The organism is Candidatus Tumulicola sp. (assembly GCA_035601835.1).
Lineage (GTDB): Bacteria > Vulcanimicrobiota > Vulcanimicrobiia > Eremiobacterales > Eremiobacteraceae > DATNNM01.
In genome coordinates this window covers 87,045-109,408 of record DATNNM010000010.1, presented here as the reverse complement: position 1 = coordinate 109,408, position 22,364 = coordinate 87,045, and the positions used below count along the sequence as shown (strand labels likewise).

The window sequence follows — 22,364 nt, the reverse complement described above, 5'->3', positions numbered from 1 at the left end:
TTACACGCGCAAATTGACGCCCTTTTTGGTCATCCAATAAGCGACGCTAAACGCGATGACCGCGAGCACGCTGACGACGACGGCGTCGATGCCGGGACTGATGTCGGCAACCCCGGTGTATGAGTAGCGCAAGCCGTCCACCATATAAAGCATAGGATTGAAGAGCGAGATCTGCTGCAGGAGGGGCGGCAGCAGATGGATGCTCGAGAACACGCCGCCGACGTAGGTGAGCGGCGTGATGATGAACGTCGTCACGATGGCGAGGTTGTCGAACGTCTTCGCGATCAAACCGCCGATCATGCCGATCGACGAGAACAAAAGCGCGGTCACGAACATGAAGAAGCTGAAGACCGGGATGTTGCTCGGCCCGGCATGCACGACGATGAGGCCGATGCCCATGACCAGGCATCCGATGACGACCCCGCGCAGCAGGCTGCCGGTGAGAAAACCGATGAGCATCTCGAAATAAGAAAGCGGCGCGATGAGCACTTCCTGGATCGACATCATGAAGCGCTGCTGGAACAACGAGGATGACGATTCGTCATAACTCGAGGAGATGACGTTCATCATGACGAGTCCGGGCAGCAGGAACTCCAGGTACGGCACGCCGTTGAGCGTCTTGATGCGCGCGCTCAAACCGACCCCGAAGATGAACAAGAAGAGCAGCGTCGTGATGATCGGCGGCCACACGACCTGATTGATCGTCATCGCCGTGCGCTTGAATTCCCGGCGCACGAGCGTGCTGAGCCCGATGTAGTTAGGCACGCGCGCGCCGCCCGACGAGATCGAGGAAGATGTCTTGCAGCGAACTCGTGCCGTGCTTGGCCATGAGCGCGGCCTTGTCCTCAAGCGCCACGAGCTTGCCATAGTTGACGATGCCGATGCGATTGCACAGCTGCTCGACCTCTTCGAGATAGTGCGAGGTCATGAGCACGGTCATGCCGCCGGCGTTGATGCCGCGCAAGAACTCCCATAGCTCCAAGCGCAGCTCGACGTCCATGCCGGCGGTGGGCTCGTCGAGGATGAGCAGGCGCGGTTGGTGGATGAGCGCGCGGGCCAGCGACAAGCGCCGCTTCATGCCGCCGGACAACTGCATAAACAAACTCCGACGTTTGTCGGTCAGCTCGAATTGATCGAGCAGCTCCTTGGCCCGCGCGCGCGCCTGCGCGCGCGGGATGCCGTAATAGCCGGCCTGAAACTCAAGGATCTCCTCGGCCGTCAGGTAGCGATCGAAGTTGAACTCCTGCGGCGACAACCCGACGTACGAGCGCGCGCGCCGATATTCCGACACCGCGTCCGCCCCGAAGATCTTGATGTTGCCCGATTGATACGTGGCGAGGCCGACGATCGCGTTGATGGTCGTCGTCTTGCCGGCGCCGTTGGGACCGAGGAAACCGAAAAACTCGCCGGGCGCGACGTCGAACGAGAGATCGTCCACGGCCAGCACCTCACCGTAGCGCTTGGTGAGATGGCGAATGGAAACGGCGCCGTCAAGGGCGCCGTTCGGCGTCGCGGACGCGGGCGGCGCGCCGCTCAATAATAGAACCCCATTTGAAGTTTGACGTCGTCGCTGGCCATCGTGCGCGGATCCCACGGCGGCGAGAACGTCAGGTCGACGCTGCACGACTTCACGCCGGGCATCGCCATCACCGCGGTATGCACCGCGTTCACGAACATCGGTCCGACCGGACACGCGGGCGTGGTCAGCGTCATGAGCACTTTGACGTCGCTGCCTTCGACGGTCACGCCGTACAGCAGCCCGAGGCTGACCATGTCGAGGCCGATCTCGGGATCGACGACATTTTTGAGCTCTTCGCGCACGCGCTCTTCGGTGACCGGCGTTTCAGCGGCTTCGGTCGCTGGCCCGGTGGTCGTGGGAGAAGTCGTTTCGTCATTCATGGCCTTGCTTGTTTAGGGGCGGAGAAAATGGAGTCCTGCGCGAAGCGGCGCACGATGACGCCCACACACACGCTCACGCTCGGTCACTCGCCGGATTCGGACGACGCATTCATGTTTTTCGGTCTGGCGTCGGGCGCCGTGAAAAGCGCTTTGAAGTACGAGTACATCCTCGAAGACATCCAGACTCTCAACGAGTGGGCCAAAGAGAGCAAGCTCGACACCACCGCGATCTCCGTGCACGCGTACGCGTACGTGGCCGACAAATATGCGATCCTCAACCACGGCGCGTCCATGGGGGAGAAAGATTACGGCCCGATGGTCGTGGCGCGCGAACCGGCAAAGGTCGAGGAGCTGCGCGGCGCGGCGATCGCAGTACCGGGCCTCATGACCAGCGCGTACCTCGCGCTGCATCTGTGCATCAAGGAGTTCATCCCGGTGGTCATGCCGTTCGACAAGATCATGGAAGCCGTGGCGGACGGCAGCGTGAAATACGGCTTGCTCATCCACGAGGGCCAGCTCACGCATGCGAAGCTCGGCCTGCATTCGATCGTCAATCTCGGTTCGTGGTGGCATGACGAAACCGGCCTGCCGCTGCCGCTCGGCGTCAACGCGATCAAGCGCTCCTTGCCCGAGGATGTCCAGCGCCAGGCTTCGCAAGATCTCAAGGCCAGCATCGAGTACGGACTGGCGCACCGACCCGAAGCATTGGAGTGGGCGCTGCGCTACGCGCGCGGCATGGAGAAGGAGACCGCCGACGCCTTTGTGGGCATGTACGTCAACCGGCGCACCATCGATCTCGGCGAGGATGCGCGGACGAGCATCCGGCTCTTCCTCGAACGCGGCGCCGAACGGGGCATCGTCCCCGCGGTGGAAAAAATCGACTTCGTCGACTGAAATATCCTCGACTAAATGTAGTGCCGGGGCTTTAGCCCCGGATGTGGTATGCCGGACTTTAGTCCGGCTTTTATCTGGGAGCTGCCGCAGGCCGATAGTAGAGCATGCGCTCGGCCCATGGGCGCACGCGCGCTTCGAGCGCGCGCTGGTCCGCTTGCGCCATCGGCTTGAAAGCACGCGCGGCCGCCGCGTTTTCGCGCACCTGCAATACATCGTCGCAGCCGATGATCGCCAGCGACACCGCTTGGCTCAAGGCGTAGTCGAACAGTTGCTGCACGCTGGGCGGCTCCTGCGTCTGCAGAAGAAGACCTCTGCACAGCACCTTCATCGCGATCACGCCCATGCCGCGCGCGTTCGCCTCGGGCACGACCGCGTCGGCAAACGCCTCGGCCGCCGGCTCGCACGGATTGATCGGCAGCAAAACCGTGTCGAAATCGAACTGCTTGATCGCGGCGAGCAGCACCTCGACGTCGTGATGCCCCGTCACGCCGATGAAGCGCGTCTTGCCTTCGCGCTTGGCCTGCTCGAACGCGGCATAGGTGCCCTCGGGATCGCCCATCATCTCGATCTCATCCCACGTGCGCACGTCGTGCAGCTGCCAGAGGTCGAGATGATCCGTGCGCATGTTGCGCAGCGTTTCATCGAGCATCGCAAGCGCTCCGCGCTTGCTGCGTTCGTGCGCTTTCGAGGTCAGAAAGATCCGCTCGCGGCGGGGGCCTAACGCCGCGCCGTAATACTGCTCGCTGCCCGCGTACGCACGCGCGCTGTCGCAATACGTGACGCCCGCCTCCAGCGCCGCGTCGATCATCGCCCTCGCTTGAGCATCGTAACCAAAGGTGCGCAAAACGCCCTCGCCGCCGAGGCCGAAAATGCTGACCCGCTGCCCGGTCTTGCCCAGGAGTCGAGATGGCAGTTCCGTACTGTTCATGGCGGGCGGGTTCGCGTTCGCACAACGGGGCGCCTAGCATGGGAGGCACGAGAGGCTTTGGTCACCGCGATCGTCCTCATGAACATCGAGCGAGGCAAAGTGCCTGCGGTCTCGTCGTCGCTGCTCGAAATACCGGCGGTGACCGAGGTCTACAGCGTGGCCGGCGCCTACGATCTGGTCGCCATCATCCGCGTCAAACACCACGACCAGCTCAATGACTTGGTCACGGAGCGCTTGTCCGCTGTCGAGGGCATACGAGCGACCATGACGCTGGTCGCTTTCCGCTGTTTTAGTCGCAAAGACGTCCAAGCCATGTGGGATATCGGACTCGATTGACCTTTAACGTAGCAACGGACCCTCAGGTCCGTTCCGCCGGCAGGGGCTCGAAACGACCAGGCGCAAACTTTCGTTAGATTAATGATGAACAAGAAGTCGGGGGCAGTGGTCAACGCTGCGGGGCGCCTCAGCGCGGCCCTGGTATTGGCGTTTGTCCTGACGGGAAGCACTGCGCAGGCGGCCTATTTCGATGCCGCATACAGCATCTCTGAGGAAGCGCTAGTCGCCGAGACCAGCTTCACGATGAGCGGCGTCGTGATGGCCGTGCACTACAGTCAGAACACGATCGAGCTGCAGACCGGCGGCGCGAGGGTTACGATTCACGTCACCCCCACCACATCGATCGCGCGCAAAGGCGAAACCGGCTCCATCGCCGACATCCGTCAGAACCAGAAGCTGACGATCACCGGCGTGATGCGCAACGGCGAGCGTATCGCCGTCTCCATCGCCATCAACTAGCCCTCACAGACAACCCCTCTACGTAGCAACGGACCTTTAGGTCCGTTTTTTATGTCCGTTCCTGCCGCGAAAGTCGCTTGTTCCAGGCTCGTTTCCCAGGACTGTGCTCGCTCGCTCGGCAAAGTCTCAACTGCTATGTCCGACGTCTATCTCGTCTCCGCTGCCCGCACGCCCATCGGCAAGTTCGGCGGCGCGCTCAAAGACTTCTCACCCGCCGACCTCTGCGCGCACGCCATGAAAGCCGCTCTCGAGCGGGCTGCCGTGCCGGGCGGCGACCTGGATCTTTTCGTCTTCGGCAATGTGCTGCGCGGCGGTCACGGGCAACTGCTGCCGCGCCAGGCCGCCATCAAGGCCGGCATCCCGGAGTCCATCGACGGCTATGCAATCGACATGGTCTGCGCATCGGGCATGATGAGCGTCATGAACGCGCACAACATGATCCGCGTCGGCGACGCCGACCTCGTGCTCGCCGGCGGATTCGAATCGATGTCGCAGGCCGGCTTCGGCATTTCGCATCGCGCGCGCTGGGGCTACAAGATGCTGCTCGGCGCGCCTGAAGAGATCAAGGATCTGATGGTCGTCGACGGGCTTACCGATCCCATCACCGGCGAGGGCATGGGCGAACAGACGGAGCGCCTCGCGCGCGAATACGAAGTCGAGCGCAGCGAGCTCGACGAGATCGCGCTGATGTCGCAGCAACGCGCTCGAGCAGCGACCGAGACGGGAACGTTCGCGCGTGAGATCGCGCCGATCAAACTCAACGGCAAGAAAGCCCCAACCGTCTTCGAGCACGACGAAGGCATCCGCGGCGATACGACGCGCGAGTCGCTGGCCGCGCTTCGCCCTGCATTTCGAAAAGACGGCGTCTTGACCGCGGGCAACGCGAGCCAGCTATCGGACGGCGCGGCGGCGCTGTTGCTGGCGAGCGGGGAAGCCGCTTCGAAACGGGGCCTGAAACCGCGCGCCCGCATCCTCGGCGGGGCGTGGGCGGCAGGCGAGACCTGGCGCTTCCCCGAGGCGCCGATCCCGGCGGTCAAAAAACTGCTCGCCAAGCTTGGCATGAGCATCGCGGATTTTGATCTGTTCGAGAACAACGAAGCGTTTGCGCTCAACAACGCGCTCTTCCACCAGCTCCTCGATGTGCCGTACGAAAAACTCAACGTGCATGGCGGCGCGATCGCGCTCGGCCACCCGATCGGCGCGAGCGGCGCGCGCCTCGTCGTCACCCTGCTCAATGCGCTGGAAACCCACGGCGGCCGTCGCGGGCTCGCCGCCATCTGCCACGGAACCGGCGGCGCCACGGCGCTGGCGATCGAACTCGTCGCGAAATAAGAGGAGGATCATTTGACGCTTGCTCCCGGAGTCACCGCGTCGGTGACCAAGACCTTCACCGAAGCAGACCTGAAGACGTTCGCCGGCGTGTCGGGTGACGACAATCCGATGCACCTCAGCGCCGAGTTCGCCAAAGGGACTCGCTTCGGCAAACAGATCGTCCACGGCATCCTCACCGCCAGCCTCATCTCGGCGGTGCTGGGAACCAAGCTGCCGGGACCCGGAGCCATTTATCTTTCGCAGTCGCTGATGTTCCTGAAGCCCGTGTTCATCGGCGACACGATCACCGCATCGGCCACGGTGACCTCGATCCACGAAAGCAAGCCGATCATCACCCTGCACACCCGCTGCGTCAATCAGCATGGGGAGGCGGTCCTGGACGGGGAAGCGGTCATGCTGCTCGATGAGGCGAATGCGTTGCGCAAGCAGATCGCATAACAGACTCTCTCGATGTAGCGTTCCGAGCGAAGCTCGGACTAGGAAGGCAAATGATCACGCTGGGCCTTGAAGGCAAAGTGATCTTTGTGACGGGCGGCAGCCGCGGCATCGGTGCTGCGCTTGTGGGCCTGCTCGAAGACATGGGCTGCAAGGTCGCGTACACCTACCAGACGGCGCCGGGGCAGCGCGGCGCGCTGGCCATAAAAGCCGACATCGCCAGCGCGGACGAGATGCAAAAAGCCGTGGATCGCGTCGAGAACGAACTCGGCCCGATCTGGGGCGCGGTGTCCAACGCGGGCATCACGCGCGACAACTCGTTCTTGAACATCACACCCGAGGATTGGACGAAAGTCATCCACACCAATCTCACCGGCGCGTACAACCTGACCCACCCGCTCGTTGGCAAGCTCTACGAACGCAAAGGCGGCTCGATCGTGTTCATCAGCTCGATCGTCGGCGAGCGCGGCAACATGGGGCAAGCGAATTACGCAGCGTCGAAAGCCGGACTGGTCGGCTTCGCCAAAACGCTTGCGCGCGAGGGAGCCCGGAACAACGTGCGGGTGAACGTCATCACGCCGGGATTCATCGACACCGATATGCTCAAGCCCGTGCCGGACAAAGTGAAGGAGAAGATCTTGATGGAGATCCCGTTCCGGCGTTTCGGCAAGCCGGACGAGATCGGCTGGGGATGCGCGATACTGCTCTCGCCCGTGGCATCGAGCTACATAACGGGAGCGGTCTTGCGCATCAACGGCGGCCACCACATGTAAATAGTCAGGAGACGAATCGTCATGGATTACACCAAGCAAGCAGAAGACATGATCAAGATGTGGACCGACGCCCAAAAGCGGGCGTGGGATACGATGCTCTCCGCTTCCAAAGGCCTGGGCGGCTCGCAGGCCGGCGAGATGTGGGAGAAGAGCATGCAAGCGCTGGAAGAATCGATCAAGAAGGCGCTCGAGATGCAGGCGCAGTGGACCAAGATGTGGGCCGAGCAGCTGAGCTCCGCAAACGCGCCGGAAGGCTTGCGCGAGTGGGCGGGCCAGGCGCGCGACATGATGAAGACCCTCGCCGACACCCAAGCTCGCCTTTGGTCGGAATGGATCCGCGTCGTGAGCAGGCTGAACACGGCGAAAACCGGCGGCGCGTGGGAAAGCGACGTCGAATCGTTCATGCGCAAGTGGCAAGAGGTGGCGGACAAAGCGCTCGAGGCTCAGCGCGACTGGGCGAAGCGCTGGACCGAAACGCTGAGTCAGAAAAAGAAATCCTCCGAAAAAAGCGCGAAATCGTAACAAGTGAGCTGGATCGAAGACTCGCAGGCCCTCGCCGACGCGTGGGTGCAAGCGCAAAAGGAGATACTGCAGAGCTGGGTTGACATGCCGACGGCCACTCGCGCGGCATCGCCTTCGACCAACGGCGCGTTCGAGCAATGGCGCGATCTCGCCGCCAAAAGCGTCGAGCAGTTGACCGCCGGCAGCGCTCCGTTCGTGCAAGAAGTCGCCAAGCGCGCGCTAGCAGGACAGGAAGCGATGACCCGGCTGGCCGCGCTCTTCGCCGACACCTGGAAAGATGTCGCGCCGCGCGTCGAAGCGGGCGAGGATTGGAGCGCGGCGCTCGCGCGTCACGCAGAGCAAGCGCGCAAGCAGTTCATGCAGTCTCCCGAGCAGTTCGCGCACGCCGGCACCGACGCCGCCGAGCTGTGGCGACTGTACCTCGAACAATTCGGACATTTCAGCAAACCGTGGATGGATTCGTTCACCCAATCACAACGCTCGCTCAAGGACGTCGCGAAGGGGGACAGCTCAGCCGCTGCATCGGAGATGAGCGGCCTTTTTTGGAGCGCGTACGAGCGCACGTTGGGCAAGCTCATCGACATGCCGTCGCTCGGGCTGTCGCGCGAATCCCACGACAAACAAGTGCGCGCGTTCGACGCGTGGATGGCGCTGCGGCGCGCTACGCTCGACTATCAAAGCCTCATGGCGGACGCCTGGGTGCGCGCGTACGAACGCTTCGTGCGAACGCTCGTCGCCAAAGGGGAAAAACACGAGAGCGTCACGAGTCTGCGCGAGCTCTTCACGCTGTGGATCGACGAATTCGACGATGAGTTCATGCAGTTCTTCCGTTCGGAGCCGTACATCGCCGCACAGAGCAGGCTGGTCAAGGCGTCGATGACGCAGCGCATCCGCGAGCGCGAGGTGCTCGAAGCGTATATGAAGATGCGCGGCTTGCCGACGCCCACCGATATCGACGAAGCCAACCGCCGCATCTACGAGCTCGGCAAGATGGTCAAAGCGCTGCAGAAGAAACTCGAAGAACGCGAGGGCAGCTAGCCGTGCCGCCGCTGCCCATCGACATCACGCCCGACAGCGCTCTTCACGAACTCATCGAGTTCAACCGCAAGATCGTGCGCGGCATGGAGGTGCTCGGCGGGATCAAGGACGCTGACACCATCGTCGGCGCATCGCCGAAGCAGGAGATCTATCGCGAGGACGGCGTCACGCTCTACCGTTACACGCCGATCGCGAGCCAGCTGCATCCGGTGCCGCTGCTCGTTTCGTACGCGCTGGTCAACCGGCCGTACATGGTCGATCTCCAGCAGGATCGCTCGCTTGTGCACGGCTTGCTGACGCGCGGCATCGACGTGTATCTCATCGATTGGGGCTACCCCGGGCGCGCGGACCGCTGGCTGACGATTGACGACTACGTCAACGGCTACATCCACAACTGCGTCGACGCCGTGCTCAAGCGGCACAAGCTCGAGCAGATCAACGTGCTCGGCATCTGCCAGGGCGGCACGTTCAGCCTGTGCTATGCGGCGCTGCATCCGGAGCGCATCAAGAACTTCATCACGATGGTCACGCCGGTCGACTTCAACGTCCCCGCAGGACTGCTCAACACATGGGCGGGCTGCAACGGCGATGCGGACGCGCTCGACGCCGACCTGATGGTCCAGGCGTTGGGGAACATCCCCGGCGACTTCATGAATTTCGGCTTCTTGCTGCTGCGCCCGTTCGCGCTAGGACTCGGCAAGTACACCGACCTGGTCGACATCCTCGATGACCGTGAAAAGCTCGTCAATTTCTTGCGCATGGAACGCTGGATCTTCGACAGTCCGGATCAGGCCGGCGAGGCATGGCGTCAATTCATCAAGGATTTCTACCAGCACAACAAGCTGATCAAGGGCGAAGTGGAACTCGGCGGCGCGCGCGTGGACCTGCATCGCATAAGCATGCCGGTGCTCAACATCTACGGCGAAGAGGATACGCTTGTGCCTCCCGCATCGACCACCGCGCTGAAGGACTACGTCGGCTCGAGCGACTACACGGCCAAGTCGTTTCCCGTCGGGCACATCGGCATGTACGTGAGCGGAAAAGTGCAGCGCGACTTGCCTCCGCTCATCGCGGATTGGCTCAAAGCGCGCTAGCGCCGATGCTCGTCCTCGACGAAGCGCAGGTCACGCGCCTGCTCGACATGGACGACGCGATCGCGGCCGTGGACGGCGCGTTGCGCGCGCAATCCGCGGGCGAAACGAACTTTCCGCTGCGCCAGGCTTTAAAGGCGCCGGGCGGAATCCTCGGCGCGATGCCCGGCGTCATCACGGGGGCGCAGCCGGCGCTCGGCGCCAAACTCGTCACGTTCTTCCTCGGCAATGCAGCGCGGGGGATGCACACCCACAACGCGGTGATCGCGCTCTTCGACCCGAGCACGGGCGAACCGCTGGCGCTGATGGACGGCCGCTACATCACCGAAATCCGCACTGCAGCCACCTCGGCTGTCGCCACGCGAACGCTGGCAGCTTCAAGCGCAGGCGTGCTCGCTGTTCTTGGCACCGGCGTGCAAGCGCGTTCTCACATCGATGCGTTGTCGCGGGTGATGCGCATTGAAGAGCTGCGCGTATGGGGAAGGACCAAGGCAAAGGCAGACGCGCTCGCGAGCTGGGTGGCAGCCGCGCGGAAAATACCGGCGCGCGCCGCGGCTTCGGCGGATGAGGCATGTCGCGGCGCCACCGTGGTATGCACGACGACTGCCGCATCCGAAGTGCTCTTCGCCGCAGACGCGATAAGCATGGGGGCGCATGTCAACGCCGTGGGCGCCTCAACGCCGGCCATGCGCGAGCTGCCGGGCGCGCTGATGTCACGCGCGCGCATCTTCGTGGACTCGATCGAGGGGGCGATGCACGAGGCCGCCGACATCATCCAGGCGATCGCCGAGGGTGCATTGCCCGAGGAGCCGCGCCTCACGCTGCTCGCCGACGCGGTCGCGGGCAAGTCCCCGGGTCGCACTTCCCGCGAGGAGATCACGGTCTTCAAGTCGCTCGGCATCGCCATCGAAGACATCGCCTGCGCCGCCCTCGTCTACGACCGAGCCCTAAATGTAGTGCCCTAATGTAGTGCCGGGGCTTTAGCCCCGGATCTTACGTTCCCGTACCGCCGCCCAAATGTAAGACGTACTTGACCACAAGCCGATTGAGCTGATACGTCGTCGAAGGCGCGCCGTAATCCACGAACAGCTCGCTGCCGGTCGCGAACTTCCGATGGAACGCGGCCACGAAGTTGGTCGCCGACGGGGAGAGCAGCGTGCCGGAGATGCCGCGCACGCCGAGCGAGATATTCGAGTTGGGACCGAACGTCTCGCCGATGTTCACGCGACGCAGATACGTATGCCCGTTGCACGATGCGTCAAAGCAGCGCAAACGGTCCATCACGAAGTTGCCTGCAACGCTGTAACGCGTGCCCAACTGATAGCTGCTGCTGGCGCCCCACTCCTGGAAATAGAATGAGGAGAGGCCGGCGCGGCTTGGGAGGAAGCCCGCGCTCGGACCCCAGAGGTAATAGCCGTCCACCGACTTCGGCGTGCCATCCCGATAGTTGAGCGCCAAGTCCTGCGTGTGCGACGAGAACGTCTGACCGTTTGAGTACACCGGAAAGCCGATGTCGTATTGACGCTGCTCCGAGTCGAATAGCGCACCGTTCAAGTCGAGCAGATTCTTGAACACGAGATCGAAATAGCCGCCGTCCTGAGCGAAACGCGCAGCGCCGCTGCGATCGACGTAGCGCTCCGCGCTCACGCCGCCGTCGTAGCGCTTGATCGCCGAATTGGGGCTGCCTGAGCCTTGCCCGTTGATCGTCACTGCGGGTCCGCGGATGTCGTTGATCAGCGTGAATCCGTCGACCGGGCTGTAGTACGGCCCGACGTCGCGATACGCGAGATGCCCGTCGTAGTTGGCGCGGTTGACGCTTTCGATCGTGATGAAGTTGCGCGCTTGCGTCGAGTTTGGCACGTAGTCGCCGGACTCGCCGCCGTACTCGAACGCGGCCTCAGCCCCCGTCTTGAGGCTGGAGATGCGAAACCCGGCGGTGAGCACCGAGTCGCGGCACGACGGCAACTGCACCGAATTCAACACCGGGCACGGGATCACGCTCGAGCCGTCCCCCGTGTGATGCGCCATCACGCCGGCGACGAAATACCGGTCGGCGTGGTCCGCCGTGATGTGATTAATGCCGAAAGCCTGATCCGAGAAACCGGGGCCTTTCACGGCGAGCGCGCCCACGGCGTTCAGACCGACGGTCCCCTCCACTTTTTCACCGTGGCCAAATGACCCGAAGGAGGGAGTATAAAGGATCTCGTTGGCCGGGTAATTGATGCCCAAGTGGATCGTCGGCGTCAGGAAGTTCTGCCCCTGGGCGAAAAAGGGACGGTACTCCGTGAGCGCGCGTTGGAACTGCTGCGGCGTGATGACCTGCTGGTCGGACTCGACGTTGGAAAAATCCGGGTTCAGCGTGCCGACAAAGGCCAGCGAGCTGGTGAAAGGATAGGTCGCGTCCAGCCCGACATGGCGCGCGCTCGCCGGCCCTGCAGTGCCGTTGAGCTGCGGAAAACGATTGCGGTCGCTGCCGGAGCTCGAAAGGCCGTAGAACTCCGCGCGCGGTTTTGGCCGCGTCAGCGCGCCGGACAACTGCAGCCCGGACAAGGTGGGCCAATACGTCGAGTCCCCGATGTAACCCATCTGGCGTGAGTAGGCCCACGAGTAGTCTTCGCTGCTGGACGCGAGGTGGCGCTGAAAACTTATCCGCCACGACTGCTCCTTCGCCGACTGCGCGCGCAGATTCTTGAGCGGGATCACCATGACGGCGTTCCAACCGGTGCCCACGTTGCTCACCGCGACCTGCCACGGCGGCTGGTACTTGACGTTCTCGGTGGAGTGCTGGTAGCGCACGCCGCGCGGCGTCGCCTCGAAATCGTAGACTTGGGTGCCGTTGCCGCTCGTGTCGAAGCCGACCGCCACGTAATCGTCAAGTCCAAAGCCTAGGTTGTCGGTGCTCTGGGTGGCGACGACTTGCGTGCCGGCCTGTTCGCAATGAAACGCGACGTATAGATTCTGATCGTCGTACAAGAGATAAGCGACGGTGTCCATTTTCGGGGGCACCTTGGCCGTGAAATTGATGAAGTCGTTCGCGACCAAGCCGGTCTTCCAGGCCGGATCGGAGAGCGACGCGTCGAGCGGCATCGCGTGCGGGGCGCGCACGGCGGGGAATTTCTGATCTTTGCTTGCCGTCGCCCGGGCTAGGGATGGAGCAAGGGCGAAAATAACCAAAATTGCAACGCAGGCCGAGAGCCATCGCTTCTGATGCATGAAGAGGTTTCTCCGGTCGGTGCTGACGACAAAGCTATATACGCCGGACCACCGGAAAAGTTTCTTAGGCCTTTCAGCCGAAATTCAGGCCCCCGCGGCCGGCTCGCTTAGCCTGGCGGCGGGCCCACCACGATCTGGACGAAATCGCTCACGCGCACCCACTTGGCGTACGCGTCGCGGATCTGTGGCGCCGTGGTCGTCAGGTAGCGATTGGCGGCGCGCACCGGCTCGTCCAACGGCAGGTCGAGCACGGATCGGCCCAAGAGCCCCCGCGCGATCGTGCCTTCGCTCGATTCGCCCAACGGCAAGCGCCTGATCAGCGCGGCTTTCGCCCGCAGCAATTCGTCGGGCGTCACGAGCGAGGTCTGCATGTCGTGGAGGTTCTTCTCGATGAGCGCCCGCGCGGCAGACACTTTGCCCGGGTCGCAGCCGTATTCGACGTTCACCATGCTGCGCGTCTTGCCGATGTCGAAGGTCTGGCTGACGAAGTACACGAGGCCGGCCTTTTGGCGGACGTCTCGCGTCAAGCGCGACGCGTAACCGCCGCCGCCCAGCACATTGGCGCCGAGTTGCAGCGCATAGTAGTCCGCGTCGCCGCGCGTGACGCCGGTCGTTTCCGTGAGCGAGACCATGTCCTGCACGCGCCCCGTCGCCGGCACAAGCGCCGCCGAGGCTTTGTTGTCGGCCGCCGCCGGGTAGTCCGTCTGCGGCTTGGCGCCCGTCGCACTCCAAGCCCCGAACCATTTTTGAACCGAGGCTTGTGCTTGCTCGGGCGTGATGTCCCCCACGACGACGATGGTCGTGAGGTCCGGCCTGAACGTCTTGGCGTAATAGGCTTTGACGTCGTCGAGGCTCAGTGCGGACACGGACTGCGGCGTCGACCAGCGCTGCTGCGGATCGTCTGCGGGATACAGCGCTTTGACGAGCGCTTGCTGCGACTGATAGTCCGGGCTTTGCTGCTCGCCTGCGACAGTTCCGGCCGTTTGTTTTTGCACGATCGCGAAGGCTTGGTCGGGCATCGCCGGATGCAGCACGCCGTCGGCGATCAACTCCATACCCCGGTCGAAGCTTGGCGACAGCACGGTGAGAGAGAAGCTTGGTCCGGCGGACGCATCGGCGGCGATATCATCCAAGGCCTTGCGGTACGCGAGCCTGTCGCGCGTCGTCGTGCCGTATTCGAACATGCCGCCGAGCACTTGGTCCACGCCCTCCTTGCCGGGCGGCGCCTCGAGATCGGAATTGTTCTTGATCTCACCGAAGACGCTCACGGTCGGGCTCACGCTCTCGCGCTGCACGATCAAGCGCAAGCCGTTGGGGAGGATCGTCGACGTGGGATTAAGGGTCGACTTCGGCACCTGCACCGAGGCGAGCGCGCTTTGCGCCCATGCCGGAAGCGACACCTCCACCGGGTTCTTCGGCGCAAACGACTCGGCGCCGCCGAAACCGGCAGCCGTCGATGGTTTGCCCGCGGGCTTCGGATTCAGGATGCCGACGACCGCGCTGGATTTGTCGAAATACGCGCGCAGCACGCGGTTGACGTCGGCGACGCTGACGCGTTTGATCGCCTCGATGTCGTCGTCGGGAGAGTTATGGCCCTCAACCGCGACCGCATGAGCCCATGCGTTTGCCAAGCCCTCGATCGAGTTCTTCTGAAACTCGGCGTTGGCGACGGCACTGCGCTTGGCGGCATCCACGAGCTCGGCGGGCACGCCGTTCTTCTTATAGTTGTCAAGGATGCTTTCGAGCGTGCCGATCATAGTTTTTGTGTCGCTGCCGGGCACCAGCACCGCGTAGACGATGCCCGCTCCCGCTTTGGGATATTGCGCGAATGGAGCGAAACCGGCGGCGAGGGCCTTGCCCTGCGGTCCCAGCGCATAAAGATCGCCGCGCTGGCTCGCGAGGACTGAGCCGAGGATCTGCGCGGCGGCATGATCGGCGCTCTCGATGCCGGGCATCCGATAGGTGAGCAAGGTGAGGGCTACCGGCTGGTCGCTGTCGAGCGTCAACGTCTGGGCTAAAGGAGGCCGCAGCTTCACGAGCGGCCGTGAAGGAACCGTGTGGCGCGGGATCGGGCCGAACAGCCTTTTGACGATGGCGAGCGTTTGCGCAGGGTCGACGTCGCCGGCGATGGTGAGCACGGCGTTGTTCGGCCAGTACCACGTATCGTAGAATTTCTTGAGCATGGCACCCGTCGTCTTGTCAAAAGACGGCCGGGTTCCAAGCGCGTCGTGGTCGTAAGGCGTGCCTTTGAACAAGGTCGCCTGCGCGGTCGAGAAATAGCGATAGAGCGTGTTGGAAAGATCCATCGCCACTTCTTGCTCGATCGCGCCCCGCTCTTCGTTCCATTCCGACTGCGCGTCGTGCACGCCGCGCATGCGGATCGCTTCGATGTGCAGCGCCAGTTCCAGATCCTCAGCCGGTATCGTGAAGTAGTAGTTCGTGACGGTCTGCTCGGTATCGGCGTTGAAGTCGCCGCCGAGCGAGGACGAGATGGCCGAGAGCTGCGTGGACGTCAGACCGTTGGAGCCCCGGAACATCATGTGCTCCTGTGCGTGCGCCATGCCCGGGAATCCGGGCGGCGTCTCGTCTGCGCCGGCCAGATAGGTCAGTTCGGTGGTGACGACCGGCGCGATGCCATCGCGTACGATGACGACGCGCAGACCGTTGGGCAGCGTGGCGCGCGTGACGTCAGAGGCTGCTCTGGATGGTCCTGCGCCGCCGGCGAGCAAGATGGCAATGGCGGCGATCGCGACGCAGCTTGGAGCAACTGACTTCACGAAGATTCTCCTCACAGAGCGAAGAAGCGGGAATCGGTGCAATTGAACGCACTCGCAGACCGCGTTGGCGACCTGCTGCTTGTGGGTTCCCCCGGGGCCGACGCCGCCCCGAACGCGCCGCCGGATATTGCCGAAACGGCCGGAGCCATCCTTTTTGAACGCGATCTGCAAAGCGTCGCTGCGGCGCAAGGTCTCTTGGCGAGGCTGCGCGGTTCGAGCCGGCCGCCGCGGCTCATCGCCGTCGATCAAGAGGGCGGTCCGATAGCGCGACTCAGGGCGATCGGCACCGGCACGCCGTCGGCGATGGCGCTCGGCGCCGCCGATGACGAAGCGCTGACGCACGACATCTATGCTCTGATCGGCGCCGAACTCGCGGCGCTTGGCATCAACCTCGATCTCGCGCCGGTAGCGGACTTGAACACCAACTCGAGCAATCCGGTGATCGGCTTGCGCTCGTTCGGGGATGATCCGCAACGCGTCGCGCGTCACGTGTCGGCGGCGATCCGCGGCCTGCACAGCGCCGGCATCGCGGCTGCCGCTAAGCATTTTCCGGGCCACGGCGACACCGCGCTCGACTCGCACAAGACGCTGCCCGTCGTCGAGCATGCCCTGGCGCGTCTGAGCGCGCGTGAGCTGGTGCCCTTTCGCGCGGCGATTGCGGCGGGTGTCGACATCCTGATGAGCGCGCATGTTGCTTTCCCCGCGCTCGAACCGACCGGCGTTCCGGCCACGCTCTCGCGAGCGATCCTCACCGGGCTCTTGCGAGAAGAGCTTGGGTTTGACGGCGTGATCTGTACGGACGCGATGGATATGAAGGCGATCGCCGATACCTACGAGCCCGGCGATGCTTCGGTGCGCGCGGTCGCAGCCGGCGCCGATCTTGTCCTGTTCGAGCGCGTGGACAACGCGGCTCGCGCGGCTGCGGCGCTGCGCGATGCAGTGCGCGCCGGCACGCTCGATCCGGGTTTGGTCGAGAAGAGCTTGGCGCGCGTCGACGCGCTGCGCACGAAGCTGGCAGCGTCTTCGCCTCCGGCTGATTCGACCGGCATCGGATCCAGCGCGCATCGCCGCCTCGCAGCGGCCGCGGCGCGCCGCGCCATCACGCTCGTGCGCGACCCGAACGCGGTGCTGCCGCTCAAGCCGTCAGCCACGGATCGCATCCTCATCGTGAACTTCATGCCTACCGAAGCGGGAACGAAAAGTTCAACCGGCCGCGTCACATCGGTACTTGGCGCTGCCCTCGCGCGCGGTCCGGCGCGCGTGCAAGAACAGATACGCTCGCTCGATCCTGCCGGACAAGAGTACAAGCAATTGCTGATGGCGGCGGGCGCGGCGAGCATGTTCATCGCCGTCACGCGGCGCGCTGCCGCACATCCGCTGCAAGTGCAAGCCGTTGCGGATCTCGCCATGTTCGGCAAGCCGATTGTGGCGATCGCCGCGCTTGAGCCGTACGATGCCGGCGTCCTGCCGCAGAGCATCGCGGTCATCGCGACCTACGGAGACGGCGACGATGCGCTGGTCGCCGCTGCGGAAACGCTGATGGGAACGTTTACCGCAAGCGGTAAGCTGCCGGTTCGCGTGCCGCAATTACAAGCGGCGGTGACGTCGCAATGGCAGTGACGAGATCCGTCGTGAGCGACGGCGCCGAGAGACTTCCACGCGCAGTCGCGGCCATCGCCGACGCGTTGGGCACCGTTTACACCTGCGCGGCGCTGCACGTGCGCCATCGCGGCGAGACCGTGTGCGACATCGCTTTCGGCGAATTGTTTCCCGGCGGCGCTGCGGCGCGGCCGGACGCGATCTTCGACCTCGCTTCGCTCACCAAGGTCGTGGTGGGCGCGGCGCTGTTGGCGCTCATCGACCGGCGCGAAGGCGCGTTGGACGATCCGATCGTGCGCGCGATCCCCGAGTTCACTGGGCGCGATCCGCGGCGCTCGACCGTGACGTTCCGTCATCTGCTCACGCACACGTCGGGCTTGCCGCCGAGCATCAACGCCCGCGACGAGGTCGGCGCCGAGCCGATCATCGCGCGCATCTGCGCCATGCCGCTGCGCTCTGCACCCGGCGAGCGCGTGGTCTACAGCGATTGCGGATTCATTCTCGTGGGGCAAGCCGTCGCCCGGCTCGCGCAGATGCCGCTGGCGGATGCGGTGCGAACGTTGGTCGTCGATCCGCTCGGCATCGCGGAGCTGGGCTTTCGACCGCAGGGCGCGCTGATCGAGCGCACGGTCTGCACGGAAAACGATCCGTGGCGCGGCCGCCTGCTGCGGGGCGAGGTGCACGACGAAACGTGCTGGTCCATGAACGGCATCGCGGGTCACGCGGGAATGTTCGGAACGGCGAGCGCGGCCGCGGAGATCGCCGAGATGTTCAGACAAGGCGGCGCATGCGATCTGCGCCGGGTGCTGATGCGGCCGACGGCAGCGGCGGCGGTCAAGGAACACGCCCGCAGCGGGGACGAGCGCCGCGGACTCGCCTGGGCGCTCAAAGCCGGCGAAGGCAGGCCGTGCGGGCCGATGCTCTCGGAGTCGTCGTTCGGCCACACGGGCTACACCGGGACTTCGGTGTTTGTCGATCCCGAGCGCGCGCTGACGATCGCGCTGTTCACCAACCGCGTGCACGTGAGCCGCGACCCGGAACCCATAGGAGCGCTGCGCGTCGCCGTGCATGACGCGGTCATCCGCGACCTCGGCCTCGCATCGTGAACGCCCTTGTACCCACGCCCACGTAGCCACGGAGCTTTAGCTCCGTGAGTTCCTCCAGCATGCGCATCATCGGATTGATGTCGGGAACCTCGCTCGACGGTATCGACGCGGCGGCGATCGACGTCGACGAACGGGATGGACGGCTCGATCTCAAGCTGGTCGCTTTCGCCACCACGCCTTATGCGCCCGCGCTGCACGCTCAATTGCGCGCCGCGATGCCGCCGGCGCCGGGCAGCACGGCGGAGGTGAGCCGGCTGCACGCATCCGTCGGCGAAGCGTTCGCCTCGGCGGCGCTTGCGCTCGCCGACCACGCCGGCTTTGCCACGCGCTCGGTCCAGCTCATCGGCTCGCACGGCCACACCTTGTTCCACGACGGTCGAGGTCCGCAGCCCTCGACGTTGCAGATCGGCGCGCCGGCGATCATAGCCGCCCGCACCGGCGTCACGACCGTCGGAGATTTTCGCGCTGCCGATATCGCCGCTGGCGGACAGGGCGCGCCGCTCGTGCCGTACGTGGATCATCTCTTGCTGCGTGACGACGCGGAGTCTCGCGCGGTGGTCAACGTCGGCGGCATCGCCAACGTCACGCTATTGCCGGCGAAATGCGGTGTCGAAGCGATCCGCGGATACGACACCGGGCCGGGCAACATGCTCATCGACGAATGCGTGCGGCTCGCGACGCATGGGAAAGACTCTATGGACGTCGACGGTGCGCTGGCCGGTCGCGGGCGCGTGTCCGATGCATTGCTCGAGTGGTTGCTCCAGCATCCGTTCTTCGCATTGTCACCGCCGAAATCGAGCGGACGCGAGGATTTTGGCAGCGATTATGCCCGCGTTGTGTGGGAGCGCGCAGCTTCAAGGAGCATCCCCGAGGCCGACATCGTGGCGACCGTGACCAAACTCACCGCCGTCACGATCGCCAAAGCCGTGCCGCACGACTTTTCTCGAGTGATCATCAGCGGCGGAGGAGCGCACAACGCGACGCTGCGCCGCTTCTTGGTCCAAGCGTTGGCGGCGCGAGACGGCGTCGCGGTATCCGTCGACGACTCCGACGCGTTCGGGTTGCCCGTCGACGCGAAGGAGGCCATCGCATTCGCGTTGCTGGCGCGCGCGACGGTGCGAATAGAGCCGGCGAATATCCCAGCGGTCACGGGAGCGCGTAAGCGTGTGGTCTTGGGCGCGATCTACCCCGCCAAAAACTACGCGACACTTAAACCAAAAAATGTTGTGCCGGGGCTTTAGCCCCGGATGTAACGTTCCGAGCGAAGCTCGGAGAAAGAAATCATGAAAGAAGGCATCGCGATCGGCGTCGACGCCGGCGCAAGCAAGACCACCGGCGTGCTGGTGTCGGCTGACGGACAGGTCCTCAAGCGCGAGACGGCCGGCGGCGCGAACATCCGCGTCAACGACCCGCTCGCGGTGGCGGCAAACCTACGCCAGGTGATCGAATCGCTCGCGCACGGCGCCGTGTTGCGTACAGCCTGCCTCGCCGCTGCCGGGAGCGGCAGGCCCGCCGACGCCGAGGCGCTGGAACAAGTCGTGCGCGTGCTCCTTGCGCCGGACGTCCAGGTGACGATCTGCCACGACGCACAAGCCTGGCTGCGCGCCGGAACCAAGGCGCGGCCGGCAGCGGTCGTCGCGGCCGGAACCGGCAGCATCGCGTACGGAGAGCGCGCCGACGGAAGCTCCATTCGTGCCGGAGGCTATGGCGCGGCGCTCGGCGATGCAGGCAGCGGTTACGCGATCGGCCTGGGCGCGCTGCGCAGCGCGGCGCACGCGCTCGACGGCCTTGAGCCTCGGGGTGCGCTCGTCGAAAGCGTTCTTGCCGCGCTCGGCGCGACGAGCCTCGCGGAAGTCATGGGGTTCGCGAACCGCGACGCGGCGGAAGTCGCGGCTCTCGCGCCGCTGGTGGCGCAAGCGAGCGAAGCGGGCGACCAGGTCGCACGGCAAGTCCTCGAACATCAGGCGGGTGCCCTTGGCGCTATGGCTGGCCGCGTAGCGAACGCCGTGAGAGACGGCACGCCTTTGCCGGTCGTCCTAGCCGGCGGCGCGTTTGATGCTGTGCCCGCACTTGCCGAAGCGGTGCAGCGCGCGGTGGAGAGCACCGGCCCCTGCGAGATCGTTCGGCCGACCATCGATGCAGCCATCGGCGCTGCGCTGATCGCGCTCGAGAGACTCAAAGAATAACGAACGACACCGCTCTTTGGATTGATACATCCGACCGCGCACTTGCGCCGTAATGCTATCGGGTTTTCCCAAAAAATCACTCTTCTCAAAATCAGGAGTCATCAATGAAATCGATTCATCCCCTTGCCGCTGCGCTCGTCGCGGCGGCGATCGCCGCGAACGGCGCCATCGCACTCGCCGATTCGATGTCAGACAGCGGCAAAGACTACATGGCGATGGGCGCGATGCATGGGCGCTTCGGCGGTCCCGTGTACAGTGGTCCGCCGGCGCTCGACGTGACCGCGGCGCTGGTCGCTGCCGGCGGCGGCGCGTCCAACTACTCGACGGCCACCGCGCTCACCAACATGGTCGGCAAAGATCTGGTGGGTCAGGAAGTCGCCAAGCTCAGCAAGCAATACGGTCAGGCCAAGGTCACGCAGTGGCTCAAGACGTTCGACTTCGCGGTCACCGATGCGCTCAAGATCGCGACGGCCGCAGGCGTCAAACTGCCGGCACCGGCTCCGCTCAAGGGCAAAGATCTCGCAGTTGCTCTCGTCAAGGCGGGTCTGGATAAGGGCGGCGCATTTCAGATCGAGTACCTGCTCGACAAAGCCGTGTCGCACAAGATCCATGTCGCGGTCATGAACGACATCGACAAGAATCCCGCCTTCGGCAAATCCGCCGATCTCTGGTACCACCTCATCAGCAACCAGGCGTTCTACGATCTGGCGCAAGCTCTCGGCGCGACGAGCGTCAAGCTGGCGCCGCTCCACTAACCCGAAGCAGACTCGTATGTGGTATGCCGGACTTTTAGTCCGGCATATTTTTCATTCAGTGCAGCGCGAGATACTCGTTGCCGGACAGAGCGGTGTTGCCTCCCGAGATCGTTTGGATCGGAACAGTTGAGCCGTTGGCGCCCGCCGCGAAGACGATCACGCTCGCGCGGGTGAAGTCGCTCACGTAGATCTTGCCTGACTGATCGACTGCGATACCTGCCACACTTCCGAAAGCCGTCGTCGCGTTGGTGATTTGAGCCGCCGGCGTGGCGTTGCCGTTGGCACCCGCCGCAAAAACAAGCACCTTATTGTTGTTGCGTTCGGCCACATACAACTTGCCGCTGGCATCGAGCGCGATTTGCTCGGGGCAGCTAAGCATGGTGCTCGCGCCGGCGATGTGCGCGGCGGGCGTGGCGTTGCCGTTGGCGCCGGCCGAAAATTCAAGGACGCCGGAGGTGCAATCGCCGACGAAGATGTTGCCGGCCGCGTCGACGACGATGCCGGTTGGATCGACGATCTGCGTCGCAGCGCCGGTGATGTTTTGAATGGGCGCGACGTTGCCATTGGCGCCTGCGGCGAAAACCAGGACACCAGGTTCGAGCTCATTGGCGACGTAGATCTTGCCGGCACCGTCGACCCAGACGCCGAGGGGGTTGTTGAGCGACGTGCTGAGACCGGTTATCCTTCCTATCGGTGCGACGTTTCCGTTGGCGCCTGCCGCGAATTTGTCGACGGCGTTTGCATTTTCGTCGGCGACGAAAATATTGCCGGCCGCGTCAACGCTGATGCCCCACGGGTGGTTAAACGTTGTCGAGCCGCCGGTTATGTTGGTGCTCGGAAGGATATTGCCGGTTCCCGAAAGCGGGTAGCTCGTAACGGCGGTATTGTTCGCCACGTAGATCGTCGAAAACGGGATGAACGACGGCGGCACCGGCGAGCTGCTGCTGTTGCAGCCTGCGACCAGCGCAGCCGTCGCAAGGGCGGTAAGAATGGCCGGCAGGGTCCCACGCATCATCGAAAT

Annotated in this window: 22 protein-coding genes; 15 read left to right on the top strand and 7 right to left on the bottom strand. The window is 64.1% G+C overall.

What is annotated here, in order from left to right; all coding sequences use genetic code 11:
- Genes VN934_04630 through VN934_04620 form a run of 3 tightly spaced genes read right to left on the bottom strand, consistent with a single transcriptional unit; the run spans position 1 to position 1,899 of the window.
- Positions 1-765 (bottom strand): ABC transporter permease, encoded by a 765-nt coding sequence (locus VN934_04630; GenBank protein ID HXM18075.1) that lies wholly within the window; start codon positions 763-765, stop codon positions 1-3.
- Positions 758-1,537 (bottom strand): ABC transporter ATP-binding protein, encoded by a 780-nt coding sequence (locus tag VN934_04625; GenBank protein HXM18074.1) that lies wholly within the window; start codon positions 1,535-1,537, stop codon positions 758-760. Before VN934_04625 ends, VN934_04630 begins: the two co-directional genes overlap by 8 nt.
- Complete coding sequence (locus VN934_04620; protein HXM18073.1) at positions 1,534-1,899, bottom strand: metal-sulfur cluster assembly factor; 366 nt, start codon at positions 1,897-1,899, stop codon at positions 1,534-1,536. The genes VN934_04625 and VN934_04620 overlap by 4 nt, the downstream gene beginning before the upstream one ends.
- Before the next feature lie 54 nt (positions 1,900-1,953).
- Between VN934_04620 and VN934_04615 the strand changes: the two genes are divergently transcribed.
- The gene (locus VN934_04615; GenBank protein HXM18072.1) at positions 1,954-2,793 is read left to right on the top strand and encodes an MqnA/MqnD/SBP family protein; all 840 of its coding nucleotides are present in this window, start codon (positions 1,954-1,956) and stop codon (positions 2,791-2,793) included.
- Between the two features lie 70 nt (positions 2,794-2,863).
- Here the strand turns inward: VN934_04615 and VN934_04610 are convergent, their stop codons facing one another.
- Entirely contained in the window at positions 2,864-3,721 is an 858-nt protein-coding gene (locus VN934_04610) for an aldo/keto reductase (GenBank protein ID HXM18071.1), read from the bottom strand.
- A gap of 57 nt (positions 3,722-3,778) precedes the next feature.
- Here VN934_04610 and VN934_04605 point away from each other — a divergent pair, with 57 nt between their 5' ends.
- The 9 genes from VN934_04605 (at position 3,779) to VN934_04565 (ending at position 10,672) form a co-directional block, all read left to right on the top strand.
- Positions 3,779-4,057 carry an Lrp/AsnC ligand binding domain-containing protein gene (locus VN934_04605; protein ID HXM18070.1) on the top strand — a complete coding sequence of 93 codons (279 nt, stop codon included), beginning with the start codon at positions 3,779-3,781 and terminating at the stop codon, positions 4,055-4,057.
- An 81-nt stretch (positions 4,058-4,138) separates the two neighbouring features.
- Complete coding sequence (locus tag VN934_04600; GenBank protein HXM18069.1) at positions 4,139-4,516, top strand: hypothetical protein; 378 nt, start codon at positions 4,139-4,141, stop codon at positions 4,514-4,516.
- 135 nt (positions 4,517-4,651) lie between these two features.
- Positions 4,652-5,848 (top strand): thiolase family protein, encoded by a 1,197-nt coding sequence (locus VN934_04595; protein HXM18068.1) that lies wholly within the window; start codon positions 4,652-4,654, stop codon positions 5,846-5,848.
- Positions 5,849-5,860: 12 nt separating this feature from the next.
- Positions 5,861-6,286, top strand: coding sequence for a MaoC family dehydratase (locus tag VN934_04590; GenBank protein ID HXM18067.1), 426 nt, complete (start codon positions 5,861-5,863; stop codon positions 6,284-6,286).
- A gap of 50 nt (positions 6,287-6,336) precedes the next feature.
- On the top strand, positions 6,337-7,056 hold the full coding sequence (locus tag VN934_04585) for an SDR family oxidoreductase (GenBank protein HXM18066.1): 720 nt from the start codon (positions 6,337-6,339) through the stop codon (positions 7,054-7,056).
- Positions 7,057-7,077: 21 nt separating this feature from the next.
- Positions 7,078-7,578, top strand: coding sequence for a hypothetical protein (locus VN934_04580; GenBank protein HXM18065.1), 501 nt, complete (start codon positions 7,078-7,080; stop codon positions 7,576-7,578).
- A gap of 3 nt (positions 7,579-7,581) precedes the next feature.
- Positions 7,582-8,616, top strand: a complete 1,035-nt coding sequence (locus VN934_04575; protein HXM18064.1) for a poly(R)-hydroxyalkanoic acid synthase subunit PhaE — start codon at positions 7,582-7,584, stop codon at positions 8,614-8,616.
- 2 nt (positions 8,617-8,618) lie between these two features.
- On the top strand, positions 8,619-9,710 hold the full coding sequence (phaC, locus tag VN934_04570; GenBank protein HXM18063.1) for a class III poly(R)-hydroxyalkanoic acid synthase subunit PhaC: 1,092 nt from the start codon (positions 8,619-8,621) through the stop codon (positions 9,708-9,710).
- A 5-nt stretch (positions 9,711-9,715) separates the two neighbouring features.
- Positions 9,716-10,672, top strand: a complete 957-nt coding sequence (locus VN934_04565; protein ID HXM18062.1) for an ornithine cyclodeaminase family protein — start codon at positions 9,716-9,718, stop codon at positions 10,670-10,672.
- Between the two features lie 28 nt (positions 10,673-10,700).
- Here VN934_04565 and VN934_04560 read toward each other — a convergent pair whose 3' ends face one another.
- Positions 10,701-12,920: a DUF5916 domain-containing protein gene (locus VN934_04560; protein HXM18061.1), complete on the bottom strand. Its 2,220-nt coding sequence runs from the start codon at positions 12,918-12,920 to the stop codon at positions 10,701-10,703.
- Positions 12,921-13,027: 107 nt separating this feature from the next.
- Positions 13,028-15,697: a pitrilysin family protein gene (locus VN934_04555; protein ID HXM18060.1), complete on the bottom strand. Its 2,670-nt coding sequence runs from the start codon at positions 15,695-15,697 to the stop codon at positions 13,028-13,030.
- A 42-nt stretch (positions 15,698-15,739) separates the two neighbouring features.
- Here VN934_04555 and VN934_04550 point away from each other — a divergent pair, with 42 nt between their 5' ends.
- From VN934_04550 to VN934_04530, 5 genes are all read left to right on the top strand, one after another.
- Positions 15,740-17,317 (top strand): glycoside hydrolase family 3 protein, encoded by a 1,578-nt coding sequence (locus VN934_04550; protein ID HXM18059.1) that lies wholly within the window; start codon positions 15,740-15,742, stop codon positions 17,315-17,317.
- Positions 17,314-18,402, top strand: coding sequence for a serine hydrolase domain-containing protein (locus tag VN934_04545; protein HXM18058.1), 1,089 nt, complete (start codon positions 17,314-17,316; stop codon positions 18,400-18,402). Before VN934_04550 ends, VN934_04545 begins: the two co-directional genes overlap by 4 nt.
- 44 nt (positions 18,403-18,446) lie before the next feature.
- Positions 18,447-19,643, top strand: a complete 1,197-nt coding sequence (locus VN934_04540) for an anhydro-N-acetylmuramic acid kinase (protein ID HXM18057.1) — start codon at positions 18,447-18,449, stop codon at positions 19,641-19,643.
- Positions 19,644-19,685: 42 nt separating this feature from the next.
- Positions 19,686-20,588, top strand: a complete 903-nt coding sequence (locus VN934_04535) for a BadF/BadG/BcrA/BcrD ATPase family protein (GenBank protein HXM18056.1) — start codon at positions 19,686-19,688, stop codon at positions 20,586-20,588.
- A gap of 104 nt (positions 20,589-20,692) precedes the next feature.
- Positions 20,693-21,343: a hypothetical protein gene (locus tag VN934_04530; GenBank protein HXM18055.1), complete on the top strand. Its 651-nt coding sequence runs from the start codon at positions 20,693-20,695 to the stop codon at positions 21,341-21,343.
- Between the two features lie 55 nt (positions 21,344-21,398).
- On the opposite strand, the gene VN934_04525 is transcribed toward VN934_04530, so the two are convergent.
- Positions 21,399-22,358, bottom strand: coding sequence for an NHL repeat-containing protein (locus tag VN934_04525; GenBank protein HXM18054.1), 960 nt, complete (start codon positions 22,356-22,358; stop codon positions 21,399-21,401).
- Between the last annotated feature and the right edge of the window lie 6 nt (positions 22,359-22,364).

Coding starts and splice junctions, on each gene's coding strand:
- VN934_04610 (HXM18071.1), bottom strand. CDS start 3,721: ATGAACAGTACGGAACTGCCATCTCGACTCCTGGGCAAGACCGGGCAG.
- VN934_04615 (HXM18072.1), top strand. CDS start 1,954: ATGACGCCCACACACACGCTCACGCTCGGTCACTCGCCGGATTCGGAC.
- VN934_04620 (HXM18073.1), bottom strand. CDS start 1,899: ATGAATGACGAAACGACTTCTCCCACGACCACCGGGCCAGCGACCGAA.
- VN934_04600 (HXM18069.1), top strand. CDS start 4,139: ATGATGAACAAGAAGTCGGGGGCAGTGGTCAACGCTGCGGGGCGCCTC.
- VN934_04530 (HXM18055.1), top strand. CDS start 20,693: ATGAAATCGATTCATCCCCTTGCCGCTGCGCTCGTCGCGGCGGCGATC.
- VN934_04595 (HXM18068.1), top strand. CDS start 4,652: ATGTCCGACGTCTATCTCGTCTCCGCTGCCCGCACGCCCATCGGCAAG.
- VN934_04535 (HXM18056.1), top strand. CDS start 19,686: ATGAAAGAAGGCATCGCGATCGGCGTCGACGCCGGCGCAAGCAAGACC.
- VN934_04565 (HXM18062.1), top strand. CDS start 9,716: ATGCTCGTCCTCGACGAAGCGCAGGTCACGCGCCTGCTCGACATGGAC.
- VN934_04560 (HXM18061.1), bottom strand. CDS start 12,920: ATGCATCAGAAGCGATGGCTCTCGGCCTGCGTTGCAATTTTGGTTATT.
- VN934_04580 (HXM18065.1), top strand. CDS start 7,078: ATGGATTACACCAAGCAAGCAGAAGACATGATCAAGATGTGGACCGAC.
- VN934_04525 (HXM18054.1), bottom strand. CDS start 22,358: ATGATGCGTGGGACCCTGCCGGCCATTCTTACCGCCCTTGCGACGGCT.
- VN934_04585 (HXM18066.1), top strand. CDS start 6,337: ATGATCACGCTGGGCCTTGAAGGCAAAGTGATCTTTGTGACGGGCGGC.